Source organism: Methylobacterium sp. 1A (assembly GCF_058072805.1).
The window spans coordinates 2,505,053-2,517,749 of sequence record NZ_JBYQVE010000001.1; the positions used below are offsets into that span (position 1 = coordinate 2,505,053).

The 12,697-nt window shown below is 69.3% G+C and carries 16 protein-coding genes and 1 pseudogene; 10 read left to right on the forward strand and 7 right to left on the reverse strand.

The genetic code is table 11. From position 1 onward, the window contains the following. The first annotated feature begins 88 nt into the window (after positions 1–88). A complete protein-coding gene (locus ACX9MN_RS12305) occupies positions 89–1,741 on the forward strand; it encodes a porin (RefSeq protein WP_489724573.1) in 1,653 nt (550 codons plus the stop codon). 114 nt (positions 1,742–1,855) lie between these two features. Here ACX9MN_RS12305 and ACX9MN_RS12310 read toward each other — a convergent pair whose 3' ends face one another. Further along, positions 1,856–3,016 (reverse strand): tyrosine-type recombinase/integrase, encoded by a 1,161-nt coding sequence (locus tag ACX9MN_RS12310; RefSeq protein ID WP_489724574.1) that lies wholly within the window; start codon positions 3,014–3,016, stop codon positions 1,856–1,858. Positions 3,017–3,369: 353 nt separating this feature from the next. On the opposite strand from ACX9MN_RS12310, the gene ACX9MN_RS12315 reads away from it, so the two are divergent. From ACX9MN_RS12315 to ACX9MN_RS12325, 3 genes are read left to right on the forward strand one after another with little or no spacing between them, the layout of a single operon-like run. Further along, a complete protein-coding gene (locus ACX9MN_RS12315; protein WP_447684110.1) occupies positions 3,370–3,534 on the forward strand; it encodes a hypothetical protein in 165 nt (54 codons plus the stop codon). Next, on the forward strand, positions 3,531–3,746 hold the full coding sequence (locus ACX9MN_RS12320; protein WP_447684109.1) for a hypothetical protein: 216 nt from the start codon (positions 3,531–3,533) through the stop codon (positions 3,744–3,746). The genes ACX9MN_RS12315 and ACX9MN_RS12320 overlap by 4 nt, the downstream gene beginning before the upstream one ends. Next, positions 3,743–3,964 (forward strand): hypothetical protein, encoded by a 222-nt coding sequence (locus ACX9MN_RS12325; RefSeq protein WP_447684108.1) that lies wholly within the window; start codon positions 3,743–3,745, stop codon positions 3,962–3,964. Before ACX9MN_RS12320 ends, ACX9MN_RS12325 begins: the two co-directional genes overlap by 4 nt. On the opposite strand, the gene ACX9MN_RS12330 is transcribed toward ACX9MN_RS12325, so the two are convergent. Genes ACX9MN_RS12330 through ACX9MN_RS12355 form a run of 6 tightly spaced genes read right to left on the reverse strand, consistent with a single transcriptional unit; the run spans position 3,961 to position 6,891 of the window. Then, positions 3,961–4,158, reverse strand: coding sequence for a hypothetical protein (locus ACX9MN_RS12330; RefSeq protein WP_447684107.1), 198 nt, complete (start codon positions 4,156–4,158; stop codon positions 3,961–3,963). The genes ACX9MN_RS12325 and ACX9MN_RS12330 overlap by 4 nt on opposite strands. Continuing rightward, positions 4,155–4,448, reverse strand: a complete 294-nt coding sequence (locus ACX9MN_RS12335; RefSeq protein ID WP_447684106.1) for a hypothetical protein — start codon at positions 4,446–4,448, stop codon at positions 4,155–4,157. Before ACX9MN_RS12335 ends, ACX9MN_RS12330 begins: the two co-directional genes overlap by 4 nt. Positions 4,449–4,450: 2 nt before the next feature. Next, positions 4,451–5,059, reverse strand: coding sequence for a hypothetical protein (locus ACX9MN_RS12340; RefSeq protein WP_489724575.1), 609 nt, complete (start codon positions 5,057–5,059; stop codon positions 4,451–4,453). After that, the gene (locus ACX9MN_RS12345; RefSeq protein WP_447684104.1) at positions 5,052–5,174 is read right to left on the reverse strand and encodes a hypothetical protein; all 123 of its coding nucleotides are present in this window, start codon (positions 5,172–5,174) and stop codon (positions 5,052–5,054) included. The genes ACX9MN_RS12340 and ACX9MN_RS12345 overlap by 8 nt, the downstream gene beginning before the upstream one ends. Next, positions 5,171–5,752 (reverse strand): hypothetical protein, encoded by a 582-nt coding sequence (locus ACX9MN_RS12350; protein WP_489724576.1) that lies wholly within the window; start codon positions 5,750–5,752, stop codon positions 5,171–5,173. The genes ACX9MN_RS12345 and ACX9MN_RS12350 overlap by 4 nt, the downstream gene beginning before the upstream one ends. Positions 5,753–5,754: 2 nt before the next feature. Then, on the reverse strand, positions 5,755–6,891 hold the full coding sequence (locus ACX9MN_RS12355; protein ID WP_489724577.1) for an RNA ligase: 1,137 nt from the start codon (positions 6,889–6,891) through the stop codon (positions 5,755–5,757). Positions 6,892–7,569: 678 nt separating this feature from the next. On the opposite strand from ACX9MN_RS12355, the gene ACX9MN_RS12360 reads away from it, so the two are divergent. The 6 genes and pseudogenes from ACX9MN_RS12360 to istA form a co-directional block, all read left to right on the forward strand. Then, a complete protein-coding gene (locus tag ACX9MN_RS12360; RefSeq protein WP_447684100.1) occupies positions 7,570–8,151 on the forward strand; it encodes a hypothetical protein in 582 nt (193 codons plus the stop codon). Positions 8,152–8,189: 38 nt separating this feature from the next. After that, the gene (locus ACX9MN_RS12365) at positions 8,190–8,453 is read left to right on the forward strand and encodes a hypothetical protein (RefSeq protein ID WP_489724578.1); all 264 of its coding nucleotides are present in this window, start codon (positions 8,190–8,192) and stop codon (positions 8,451–8,453) included. Positions 8,454–8,573: 120 nt separating this feature from the next. Continuing rightward, positions 8,574–9,089, forward strand: coding sequence for a hypothetical protein (locus ACX9MN_RS12370; protein ID WP_447684098.1), 516 nt, complete (start codon positions 8,574–8,576; stop codon positions 9,087–9,089). Positions 9,090–9,156: 67 nt separating this feature from the next. Beyond that, positions 9,157–10,797 carry an AAA family ATPase gene (locus tag ACX9MN_RS12375; RefSeq protein ID WP_489724579.1) on the forward strand — a complete coding sequence of 547 codons (1,641 nt, stop codon included), beginning with the start codon at positions 9,157–9,159 and terminating at the stop codon, positions 10,795–10,797. Positions 10,798–10,809: 12 nt separating this feature from the next. After that, entirely contained in the window at positions 10,810–11,061 is a 252-nt protein-coding gene (locus ACX9MN_RS12380; protein ID WP_447684096.1) for a hypothetical protein, read from the forward strand. Positions 11,062–11,200: 139 nt separating this feature from the next. Continuing rightward, positions 11,201–12,694: pseudogene (gene istA, locus ACX9MN_RS12385) on the forward strand (IS21-like element ISMex39 family transposase); the annotation flags it as partial. Positions 12,695–12,697: the final 3 nt, after the last annotated feature.

Consider the following 12,697-nt stretch of genomic DNA (forward strand, 5'->3'; position numbering starts at 1 on the left):
GACGCGGGCCCGAAAAAATTAAGAGCGGCAAGACCCGGAATGCCGGGCAGGACCGCGTTCACGGGTCTCGAAGTTTTTGGGGTTGCTGATGACGTTTCTGAAGACATCGTTGCTGGGCTCGGCTGCCGCGTTCGTGGCCGTGGGCGCAGCTCATGCCGCCGACCTCCCGGTCAAGAAGGCGGTTCCGATCGAGTACGTCCGCGTCTGCGGCGCCTACGGCGCCGGCTTCTTCTACATCCCCGGGACCGACACCTGCCTGCGCATCTCGGGCCGCGCCCGGTTCGAGGGCGGCTACATGACCAGCTACTCGCGGCAGAACGGCACCAACACTGGTGATACGTCGGGCTACCAGGGTCGCCTGCGCATCAACATGGATGCCCGCACCCAGACCGCCTACGGCACTCTGCGCGCCTTCGTCCGCCTCGATGCCGGCGCCCGCACCGGCTACTCCGGCGTCGGCACCTCCGGCACCCAGCAGCGCATCGGCCAGGCCTTCCCGGGCCTCGGCATCGACAGCTTCGGCCGTGACCAGCAGTTCGTGAACGTCGACAAGGCCTTCATCCAGTTCGCCGGCATGACCGCCGGTCGCGCCTCGTCGTTCTTCGACTTCTACGCCCACGACTTCGAGTTCGCCGGCGCCACGCTCGGCTCCGACATCGCCTCGACCAACCTGCTCGCCTACACGGCCACGCTCGGCAACGGCCTGTCCGCCACGATCTCGGCCGAAGACCCGGTCTTCCGCCGCAGCCCGATCTTCTCGTCGACCAACAACCCGGCCGGTATCACTAACAACGCGTCGATCGCGAACTTCGCTCAGACGAACTCGCCGGCGGAAGTGTTCATCGGCTACACCGGCGGTGTGCCGACCCGGTACAGCTTCGTCGACGTGATCCAGCGCTCGCGCATGCCCGACTTCGTCGGCGCCCTGCGTCTCGACCAGGCCTGGGGCTCGGCTCAGCTGTCGGCGGCCGTCCACGAGCTGAACGTCGGCAACGTCGCGAACGGCGCCGGCACCGGCACCGGCTCGAACATCAGCATCCCGCACACCAGCAACTCGTACGGCTGGGCGGTGCAGGGCGGCCTGAAGATCAACACGCCGTTCATCGCGCCGGGCGACGCCCTCTACCTGCAGGGCGCCTACGGCTCCGGCTCGCAGCTCTACACCGGCTACTCCGCGTTCAGCGGATCCTACGCTCAGAGCCCGGCCACGATCCAGGGTCAGAAGTTCAGTCAGTTCTTCAATGACGCGACGGTCAACCCGTTCACGGGTCAGCTGGAGCAGTCGACGAGCTTCACCGTCACGGCCTCGTACCTGCACTACTGGTCGCCGGAGTGGCGCTCGGCCTTCTTCGGGTCGTACGGTGAGATGGACTTCAGCAGCGGCGCGCGTCTTGCGCAGGGTGCGGCCTTCGCGCTCGCTAATCCGACCGGCAACTCGTTTGGCGCAAACGCGGTCGGCGTACCGGGCACCCGTTTCTACCAGCTCAGCGAGGCGCTGCGCGATACTTACCAGTTCGTGGCGGGCGGCAGCATCATCTGGTCGCCGGTTAAGGACCTTGATATCGGCGTCGAGGGCCTCTACACCCAAATTGGTGTCAAGAGCGGACGCGTGATCGACAAGGATAAGAGCCCGACGGCCTACGCGAACGTCGCCGGCATCAACAACGGCACCTTCGTTCCGCGGACCACGACGTCGGACGGCGTGTCCACCTTCCGCTTCCGCGTCCAGCGCGACTTCTAATTCCCCAATCGGGACCGGTTTGTTCTCCAAAGCTTCCCGGTCTTGATGTCCCCGTGCAAAGGGACCTAACTAGCCCGGCCGAAAGGCCGGGCTTTTTCGTTTGACCTGGTTGCTTTAAGCGAGCGTCGCGGTGTGCTCGGCCCACAGGTCTAGGGCTTCGCGCTTCTCCGCGTCGTAGAGGTGCCGGTTGTAGACGCCGGCCACGCCGGCCTTCGCGCCGGAGACGTGATTGAGGATCGCCTCGATCACATGCGGCGGCACCCGGATCCTCGCGAGCCCGGTCGAGACCGACCGGCGCAGGTCGTGGATCCGCCAGGGCGTCGCGAGCTGGCAGCGCTCGTCGAGTAGCGCCTTCCCCTTCGAGAAGCCCGAGAAGCCGGTCCGGCCCGACCGGCCGAAGACGTGCGTCCGGCCCTCCAGGCGGACATCGTCCCGGCGCCGGAGGATCTCCAGCATGGGGGCGGACAGGGGCACCTCGTGCGGGAGCCCGTTCTTGGTGCGCGAGCCCGGCATCGACCAGGTGGCGTTCGCCAGGTCGATCTCGCTCCAGAGCATGCCGGCGACCTCCTCGCGGCGCTGGCCGGACAGGATGAGCAGCCGGACGATTTGGCTGAACTCATCGGCGCCGGCCGTGGCGCGCCAGACGGCGCGCAGCTCGTCGTCCTTCAGCACGCGGTCGCGGGCGCCGCTGGTTGCCGGCGTCTCGACATCGACCACCGGATTGCGCGAGGCGATGCCCTTGCTCACCATGGTCCTGAAGAAGCGCGACAGCCCGGCCCGCGCCTGCTTCGCGGCGTGCGGGTGGTTCCGGGCGATGCGCTCGATCTGCTCGTGGACCTGGCCGTGGGTCATGTCGGCGACCGGGACCTTGTGCAGGGGTGCCAGGTCGACATTCAGGGACCGGGTCAGGTCCCGCAGGTAGCTCGCGCTCACGTCCTTGCTGCGCATGTCGAGGTAGGCCTCGATCTGGCTGCCGAAGGTCACGCTCGCGGCCACCTTGGCGGCCTTGCGCTCGGTGTGCGGGTCGGCGCCGAGCCGGACCCGGCTCAGCATGTCCGCGGCGGCCTTGCGGGCCTCGGTCGCGGAGAGCAGGCCGACGCGGCCAACCGTCTCCTGCTTCGATTGCCCGAGCTTGTTCCGGTACGAGATGATCCACACCCGGGTCTTGGCGCTCACGCGCACCCCGAAGCCTGGCACCTCGTCGTCGAAGACGGTGATCTGCGGCCGGCCTTCCGGCCGGACGATGGCGAGGGCGGACTGGTTGGTGAGGCGCATTTCTATCCAGCACATATTCAGCGCGAGCGTTCAATCCGACACACAGTCATGCCGTGTGTGAGAGTGGCTCTCAGCGCTGGATCGCGCAAAATCAAGGACTTGGCAAGGTCCGTTTCGTACCTATGTAGCGTCTACGGTACGAAACGTACTAATTACACTCCCTCTTAATCAGCGGGTCCTAGGTTCGAACCCTAGTGCGCCCACCAAAATCCCGAAACAGAAACAACGATCTACCCCGAGGCGCCCACGCGGCGCCTTTTCCATGTCTAGGCCTTGGGCGGGGTTTGGGCGGGGCCGGTTCTTGGGCGGGGCTACGGATTGCCGGCGCCCCCGCGAGCTGCGAGTCTCCCCGCATGCGCTACGTCCTCGACATCGAGCCGGCATCCGACGGCCTGGTCAGCGTCCAGCTTGTCGTGGGCGGGAGCGGCATGCCCCTGATCCTCGGCGAGCATCGCCCCGAGGATGTGCCCGGGCTCGTCGCCGAGGCGCTCCGCGAGCGACTGGCGGACCGGGCATGAGCGACGATCTGCAGTGGTGGTGGATCGAGCGCGACGGCACCCTGGAGATCGCCCGCGTCTCGTTCGGGGATGCCTACGCCTCCATTCAGGATCCCCCGCAGCCCTGGTGCGCCGAGATCGTCGGGTCCGAGGCCGTCGTGTGGCCGGGGCAGGCCCGCCTGGTCGTCGCCGTCGCGCCACTCGTGACGGCCCGCCCGGGCGCCACGGCATGAGCAAGCCCCTCTACCCCGTCGAGGACGGCCCCGGCGCCGGCCGGTACGTCGACGTCGCAGTGCGGGTGATGGTCGGCACGGAGCGCAGCACGGTCCTTGTCGAGCGCCGGGGCGAGCCCGCGTCGCTGTACGAGACACGGGAGCACGGGCGTGAGGCCGACGGCCTGGGCGAAGCGGTCGAGGCGGCCGTGAGGGAAGGGCTCGGGAAGCTGCGCTAGGCGGCTCGCAGGACGTTGTACCGGTCGCTCACCAGGCGGCCGGCGTCGATGGCTCGCCGGAAGGCGGCCTCGGCGTCCCGGCGGGCCACGCCCTGCCGGATGAGATGCATGACGCAGTGGCCGGGGAGGCCCGGCGCGTGGCGCACGAACTCCACCAGCGCGGTCACGTTGTGGTCGATGGGCCTGTCGCTCACGCCTTCCTCCTCGCCTCGTCGGCCCTCAGGCACGTGTCTGTGCACTCGGGCTCGCCGGACTGGCGCTCCCGGCATTCCTCGGCGCAGCGCGCGTAGGCGGCCGCCCCGGGGTCGGGCTGGGGATTCCATGGCGTGTCGTCGACCTCGTCCGCCAACACCCAACCGAGACGGCCGCGGCTCGGGATGCGTGCCGGGTCCTCGCTGCCCTGGGCCACGTCGATGCCCAGCGTGATGAAGGGGACCGCGGCCACGCCGTTCGTGAAGACCCGGCCGTTCCAGTCGTTGCTCATGATCAGGCCTCCGTCGCCTTGATGGTCGCCTCGGCACGGGCCAGCACCCCGGCGAGCGCGGCGTCGATCACCGCCAGCGCGTCGGTCGCGCAATGCGGCCCCGACTGGCAGGACCAGGGTTCCAGGGGGTTCCGGGTGGCCAGCGTGAAGCGGCCGCCGAAGTCGCGCGACCACATAAGGCCGCCCTGGGGCACCCTCAGCAGGGTCTTGGCCAGCTTCAGGGCCTCCGGGATCCCGGAGAACCAGAGCAGGCGCCGGCGCTGGTCACCGAACACGGTCGGGAGGAAGACGCCCCGCGCGTAGCGGCCGATGGGGTTCGGCACCCATCCATCGGGCAGGCTGCCCGTCTGGGTCAGGACCTTGCAGGCGTTCTCGCCACGGGCGTCGACCGGGATCTCCGCGTCCCGCCAGCCGAGCAGGTGCTCCGCGATCATGCAGGCGAGCCAGTCATAGTTGACCTCGGACGATGACGGGTCGATCCAGGCGATGCACCGACGCATCGGCGGGATCGCCTCGACGAGGCGCGTAGCCTCCGCGAGCCGGTAGGCGGCCTCGGCCGCGCCGACCTCCAACTTCAGCCGGTCGGTGCCGGCGGTGCTGCGCCTAGCCACGGGATCCCCCCATCATCGAATCGACGGCGCGCGCCCAGGCGAACGCGCAGTGCCAGGCGTGGACGTAGACCGTCGTGCAGGCGGTCATGGTCTGGGTGAGCAGGGCCTCGGTCATCCGAAGGACCCGACGGCGGGGAGGGAGGAGGCGCGGGCCGGCGGGGAGACGGCGGCGGCCGCCACCTCGTCGACCATCTCGGAGATCTCCTCCTCCGCGATCTCCGCCTCGGCGGTGGCGAGGTCCGCGCGGACGATAGCCGTCATCAGGCGCACGATGACCCGCAGCAGGGCGAAGGCCTCGGGGTGAGCGACGGGGTGCGGCTCGACGCGCTGGGCCCACATGGCCGAGCGCTCCTCGGCGGTCAGCCGCTCGTCGTCGGGCGGGGTGACCAGCACGGCCCGGGTGCCCAGCATGCCCAGCTTGGCGCCCGGCATGACGCGGCGGGCATAGGCCTGGGCTGCCGGGAGGCTTGTTAGGTAGTTCGGGAGGGGCTCGCCCTCCTGGTAGTCGCCGAACTGGGCGAGCTGCATGCAGACCTCGACCACGGCATCGCGGCCGGACAGGTCGCCGGCGAGCAGGCGCTCGATCTCCGCGAGGCGTTCGAGCTGCGAGCGGCAGGCCCAGAGGGACAGCCTGGCGAGCGTGCCGGGCGACATCTTGACGGTGAACGTGCCGGTCGTGGAGATGTTCGCCATGGTCAGGCAGCCTCGTCCAGCGCGCGGGCCATCGCGTAGGACGGCACGTAGCCGGCCAGCACGTTCCCGGTCGGGCGGATCGACTTGGCGATGCTCTGGGCGACCTTCACCTTCGCCTCGGGCGTCGCCGCCTTCCGGTGGGCGAACAGGAAGGGGCGCACGTCGTCGGGCATCGTGGACAGGCGCAGCCCGAGTTCGCGGTCGGACAGGTCGCTGACCTCGCCGGCCACCTGCCACACGCGGGCCTGCAGCTTCCGGTAGCGGTCGTCGAGGATCCCGCAGATCTCGTCGAAGTCGCCCCAGAACTCCTCCGGCAGGTCCTTGCGCATCAGCGTCGGGTCGCCGCCGGCGGCGAGGATCTCCCACACGGCCAGGGGCGTGCACCGGCTGATCAGGTTGTGGAGGCGCTTGTACTCGTCGCCCTTGATCTTGAGGCGCGTGCCGTCCTCGAACCGGACGACGAAGCCCTCCTTGTCGCCGGGCAGCGTCGCGGCCCGCGTGACCATGTCGGCGATGCTGTCGAAACCCTCGCTGGCGACGAGCGGCAGGCCGGTAGCGATGCAGGCCCGGGACAGCTCGCCGTAGTCAAACTCGACGCCGTCCTCATGGTAGGCCGCCAGCAGGTACAGCCCCGCCACCGGGTACCGGACGACGATGACGTTCTCCGGGTAGATCGCCTCGAACAGGTACGTGGCGCCCGGGACGAGGGGGTGCGTGTCCATCGCGTCGAGGCGGGCCTGCGCCCACGCGGCCTGCGAGCTGTCGAACGCGCCCTTGGTCGCGGCGCGCCAACGGCCGGCGAAGTGGAAGGCCACGATGAGGCTGCCGTCGAGCTTGTCGTAGGCCTCGAACGGGCCGGCCGGGGCGGTGCGGCCGCCCTCGCCGAGGTTGAAAAATTTCGGGAACGGCGTCGCGACGACGGTGCGGGCGGCCGGGTCGACGATGAGGCCACGGGCCAGCAGGGAGAAGGCGTCCCAGCCTTGATCGTACACGCAGCGCTGCGTGTAGCAGTACAGGTGCAGGCCGGTCTCGGCGCACACCTTCCGGCTGACGTGGCCAGCGGCGCGGGCGCGCTCCAGGCCTGCCACCAGGTCGTCGAACGGCATCAGGCGTGCCGGGTGCTTGGGCTGCTCGATCACTCGTTCCCCCTCAGGAATCAGGAAGGGCTCCGCCACCTGGACGGAGCCCTTTTCAAGCCTCCCGGCGAAGGCCGGGATTGGGAGCGTGGGAGCTCAGCGCATCTCGGCCTCCGTCAGGCTGGATCTTCACCCCGCCGCGCCCGCCAGTCGGGGCGTCCGCAGAGCCATCACGATCGAAGCACGAATTCTGGATTCGCCTAGTCCCCCTCGAACGAGAAAGGGGTCCCCCTTGGCGTGAGGACCCCCTGATCGTCCCGAGCAAGGCCCCCGGGCTGGGCCCCCGCGCCGGCCGACGCGGGCTCCCGGGCCGGCCGGCCGAGGAGGAAGGCCGGCATCCTCGATCAGGGCGGGGGATTCGTCCAGTGGGCGGAAGGCAACCTCGGCCAGAGGTTAACGCCAGTATTGGTGAACGATTAATGGGTGTCCTATGGGGGGGACATATATGAGTTACTTCAGGCAAATTCCGGCCGAGTGACTTCTATATAGGTCACGCCTCGGCACAATTGATTTGATGGCGTTAACCTGTGTAGACGGACTGTTAACACTGTTGGAAGGCAGGGTCGCGGGGTGTGTGATCGGGGATCACAGGAAGACCCCTTGCAATCCAAACCGTGTCTGCTAAATACAGACACACTGGACCGGTTCTCATCGATCCAGGGGACAACAAGAGGCACTCCCATGACCAGCGTCACCATCGACACCGCCATCGCCGCCTGGAAGGTTGCCAAGAACCAGATCGACCGCGACCTGGCCGCCCAGGCCATCGGCGAGCACATCGCCTTCAACACTCCCGAGGGCGCCGACTACGAGTCCGCCACGGACGAGCTCCTCGCCCGCCTCAGGGCCGAGTTCGGCCCCGTCCCCTCCGAGGATCTCCTCTACGTCAGGAACCCGCAGCGGTTCTACATCGCCCTGCCGGCCGAGCTCGTGGCCAACGAGGTCGAGGCGATCTGGGGCATCGGCCGCACCGAGGAGGAGGCGCTGGCCGACGCCTACCACTGGAACAGCACGACCGCCCCCGTGGTCGAGAAGGATGGCGAGGGCAGGTGGTTCGTGGCCTACGACGGCAGCCGCGAGACATTCCCGGACCGGGCCGTGGCCGACGCCTACGCCGCGACCCTGGGCTACCGCGCCGAGCCCTGCACTGAGGCGCTGTACCGCCGCGTCAAGCACGAGGGCTACGACGCCCACGGCAGGAACTCGTACGGGTTTGCCAAGAGCGGCCGCCTCTACGACGTCGTCGAGCGCGACGCGGCCTGATCCCTGGCCCCACCCCGCGCCCCGGCAATCCCGCCGGGGTGCCCCTCCATACAGGGATCACCGCCCTGGACGCTGACACCTCCGAGACCTTCAACGCCGGCCCCTACCAGGCCTATCGCGCCGAGGACGGGAAGATCGACATCTACGATTCCGACGAGCACCTGTTCGCCCTGCCGGCGGGCTTCCCGGCCGAGTTCGTGCGGACGGTCGCCAAGGCCATGGACACCGCCTACGAGCGCGGCCGCGTCTCCGGGCAGGTCTCCAAGGCCTACGAGATCCGCCAGGCCCTGATGATGCTGTGAGCCGGGTCTCCATCACCGTCGCGGGTCGCCCCTGGGCGATCCGCTTCGCCATCTGGGCGGTCGCCAACGACGGCGGCCGCATCGTCGTTTCGGTCGACCTTCTCGCCCCCTGAGGGATCCATGATCATCGAGCTCGTTCCCCTCGACGATGGGCTGTACGACGGCACCGCAGTCGGCCTGCTGGACGGCCAGCCCCTCGTCTACGTCGAGCGCACGGCGCACGTCGGCGGCCAGGCGCTCGCCCACGGCGACATCGCCGTCGCCCTCGTCGAAGCCGTCAACGTCGCCGCCTCCCGCATCCTCGGACCGGAGTGGTCGAAGCCGTTGGCGCAGGTCACTGGGCTGAACGCGCGCACGTGCAACCGGGACAGGATACAGCGGTGGGGGCTACCCCCCTGGGTCCTCGTCCTGCTCGCCCGGGGCGCCGCCTCCGAGCACCCTCGCGCCATGGGCCACATGCTCATGGCCGTCGCGTCCCTGCGCGGCGGCATCGCGGAGCTCAAGCACGGCGCCCGGGTCGACGCGGTCGTCGGCAGGAAGGCGCGCGCCATCGTAGAGGAGGCCAGCGAGCTCATCGAGTGGGCGCGAAAACAGCGCCGCCTCCCCGGATCACAGGATCCAGAGACGGAATCTTAACCCGCCCCGCGTACAGTCCCACTCCCCAGCGTCGGTTCTCACCGGCGCATCGGACCAAGGAACACCGATGACCCTCGACCCTCAACGGGTTGCAGAGGCGCGTCTTTCGCTGCGCCTGCAGACGCCCCCCGCCGTCACGCTCCCCAACGCCCCGCCGGACCTCGACGCCCTCTACAAGGGCCAGGGTTTCGCGTGGAACTCGCCGTTCCTCGACTGCCGCGCGTGGGCGATGCAGGTCGAGACGAGGGCCCTGCCGCCCCTCCTCGTGGCCCTGCTGGAGCCCCTGCGGGAGAACCCCACGGCCGACGACGTCAATTCGGCGGCGGAGTGCGCCGAGCGGTACGAGCTCGACGACGGGCTCTCCACGGACGTCCAGTGGGCCTGCGTCCAGATCGCCCGACGCCTCCGGTTCGTGGGCGCTTTCATGGGGCACTACGTCTGCACGTGCATGGCGTATCACGCCGTGAGCGTCACGGCGTCGGGGCAGCATGACGACGCTATCCTGTTCCTGATGCTCACGACCGCGGCGGTGCTCAGGGAGGTCGGCCACCTGCAGGTCGCCGACGTCTACGACCCGGCGAAGGACGCCGACATCGCGAAGTTGCGCGCGATGATCGGCCCGGACATGGAGCGCGACGCCGGCGTCGTCGAGTTCTGGCGCGAGCTCCGCCTCACGGACGCCCAGGCTGCAGCAGGGGCGGACGAGCCCCGGGGCGCGGTCCGGGACGACACCGGCCTGGACCCCCGAGACGAGGATTTCGATCACGACCGCGCGAACCGCGTCGTGGCAGACCTCCTGAACGAGGGGCGGCCGGCGGCTGCCGAGGAGCCCGGGATCACGGTGCTTCGGTCCGTGGCCCACCTGCCGGGCTCGGCCAGGGATGGGCAAAAGAACTCGTCGGGCAGCACGCCGCGGTCGGAGTTCTCCGGCATCGCGGGCGAGCGCCTGCGGTGCCTGCCCCTGCGCGACCTGTCCGAGACCAGGGCGGCGCTGGTGGCGCGGCATCCCCACGCCGCCCGGCAGATCGACCGGATCCTCGGCAACGCCGTCGGCCGGCCGTTCGCCAAGCTGCCCCCGACTCTGCTCGTCGGCCCCCCGGGCGCCGGCAAGACCAGGCTCGCCACGGACATCCTCACGTGCATGGGGCTGCCCAGCATCGTCTACGCCTGCGCCGGCGTCGCGGACGCCTCGTTCGCCGGGACGAGCCGCCAGTGGGGCACGGGGCGCGGTTGCGTGCCCATACAGGAGGCGAAGAGGCACCGGCTGGCGACGTGCGGGATCGTGCTCGACGAGGCCGAGAAGTGTGGCGAAAGCCGGCACAACGGGAACCTCCAGGATGCGCTCCTGGCAATGCTCGACCACGGGGACCGCTACTTCGACCCCTACGTCGAGTCGGTCGTCGACCTGTCGGGGTTCACGTTCCTGGCGACCGCCAACGGCCGGGCCGGGCTCACCGCCGCGCTGCTGGACCGATTCGTCGTCATAGACGTCCCCACGCCCGGGCGAGAGCACGTCCCGGCGCTGGTCGACGGGATCCTCGCCGACGTCCGCCGGGAACGGGGCCTGAACTTCGACTGGTGTCCCGAGCTCGATGGCGAGGAGCTCGCCGCCGTGCAGCAGGCCTGGCGCCCGGGCAGCATCCGGTCGCTCCGCCGTCTCGTCGAGGCCATCCTGGCCACGCGCGAGACCCTGGCCCCGCGGCACTGAGGGGAGGCCGTCATGACGATCTCCCTCATCCCGGCCGTGCGCCCGGAGCGCCTGCTGTTCATCAACCGCAAGCTGGTGACCAACAGGATCGACCTGAGGCAGGTGAACGAGGCGGCCGCCGCCGCGGCGGTCCTGTTCACTTACCAGCTGGAGCGCGAGCTCCTCGAAGGGCTGATCGAGCCCGAGCTCGCGGTCAGGAAGGCGGGCGTGCTCTGCCGGGCGGCGTGTTTCACGCACCCGGACCGCACGGGAGGCCAGCCGTGACGGACGTCTACTACAACCGCCGTGTGTTTCGGCGTGCAACTTTGACCCCTTGAGGCGGGGGATCGGCGTCCAATTCTGACCCCCTAACCTCGTTCTCGCAGACTGCCCTCTGGTGCGGCCGGAAGGGTGGTGCAGGGGGATGAAGGGCGTGGACACGATTGCGCGCATCCGGCGCGAGTTCTTCACCCGCGGCCGCGCGATCAAGGACATCGTCCGCGACCTGCACGTCTCCCGCAACACGGTCCGGAAGGTCATCCGGTCGGGGGCCACCGCCTTCACCTACGAGCGCGACGTGCAGCCTCTGCCCAAGCTCGGGCCGTGGCGCGACGATCTCGATCGGATGCTGACCACCAACGCCGGCAGGTCCGCCCGCGAGCGACTGACGCTGATCCGGATCTACGAGGCGCTGCGCGGGCTCGGCTACGAGGGCGGCTACGATGCCGTTCGGCGCTATGCCAAAACCTGGAAGCGCGAGCGCGCCTCGGTCACGGCGCAGGCCTTCGTGCCGCTCATCTTCGCCCCAGGCGAGGCCTACCAGTTCGACTGGAGCCACGAGATCGTGCTGATCGGCGGCACGACCGTCACGGTCAAGGTCGCTCACGTCCGGCTCTGCCACTCGCGCATGCTGTTCGTGCGGGCTTATCCGCGCGAGAGCCAGGAGATGGTGTTCGACGCCCACGACCGGGCGTTCGCGTTCTTCCGCGGCACCTGCCAGCGCGGCATCTACGACAACATGAAGACCGCGGTGGAGACGATCTTCGTCGGTCGCGAGCGCGCCTACAACCGTCGCTTCCTGCAGATGTGCTCGCACTACCTCGTCGATCCGGTCGCCTGCACGCCGGCCTCGGGCTGGGAGAAGGGGCAGGTCGAGAACCAGGTCGGGCTGGTGCGCGAGCGCTTCTTCACCCCGCGCGTCCGGGTGAAGAGCTACGACGAGTTGAACGCGCTCCTACTCGATGGAGCTATCGCCTACGCCAAGGCCCATCCGCATCCCGAGGAGCGCGAGCGCACCGTCTGGGAGCGGTTCGAGGCCGAGCGGGCGGCGCTGGTGCCCTATGCTGGCCGCTTCGACGGCTTCCACGCCGTCACCGCTTCGGTGTCCGCGACCTGCCTCGTACGCTTCGACAACAACCGATACTCGGTCATGGCCTCCGCCATTGGCCGCCCGGTCGAAGTGCGAGCCTACGCCGAGCGCATCGAGATCCAGCAGGACGGGCGCGTCGTCGCCGAGCACGCGCGTGCCTTCGGCCGGGATCAGACCGTGTTCGATCCCTGGCACTACGTCCCTGTGCTCGCCCGCAAACCTGGCGCGCTCCGGAACGGCGCACCGTTCAAGGACTGGGTGCTGCCCGCCGCCCTCGACCGGGTTCGACGCAAGCTCGCCGGCAGTGCCGGGGGTGACCGGCAGATGGTCGAGATCCTCACCGCTGTGCTCGGTGACGGGTTGCCGGCGGTCGAGGCGGCCTGTGCCGAGGCCCTGCGCGAGGGCGTCCACTCGGCCGATGTCGTCCTCAACATCCTCGCCCGGCAGCGCGAGCCGACCACGCCCGTCACCATCCTGACGCCCGAGAGCCTGCGGCTGCGCCACGAGCCGGTCGCCGACTGTGCCCGCTACGACAGCCTAAGGAGAGCACCA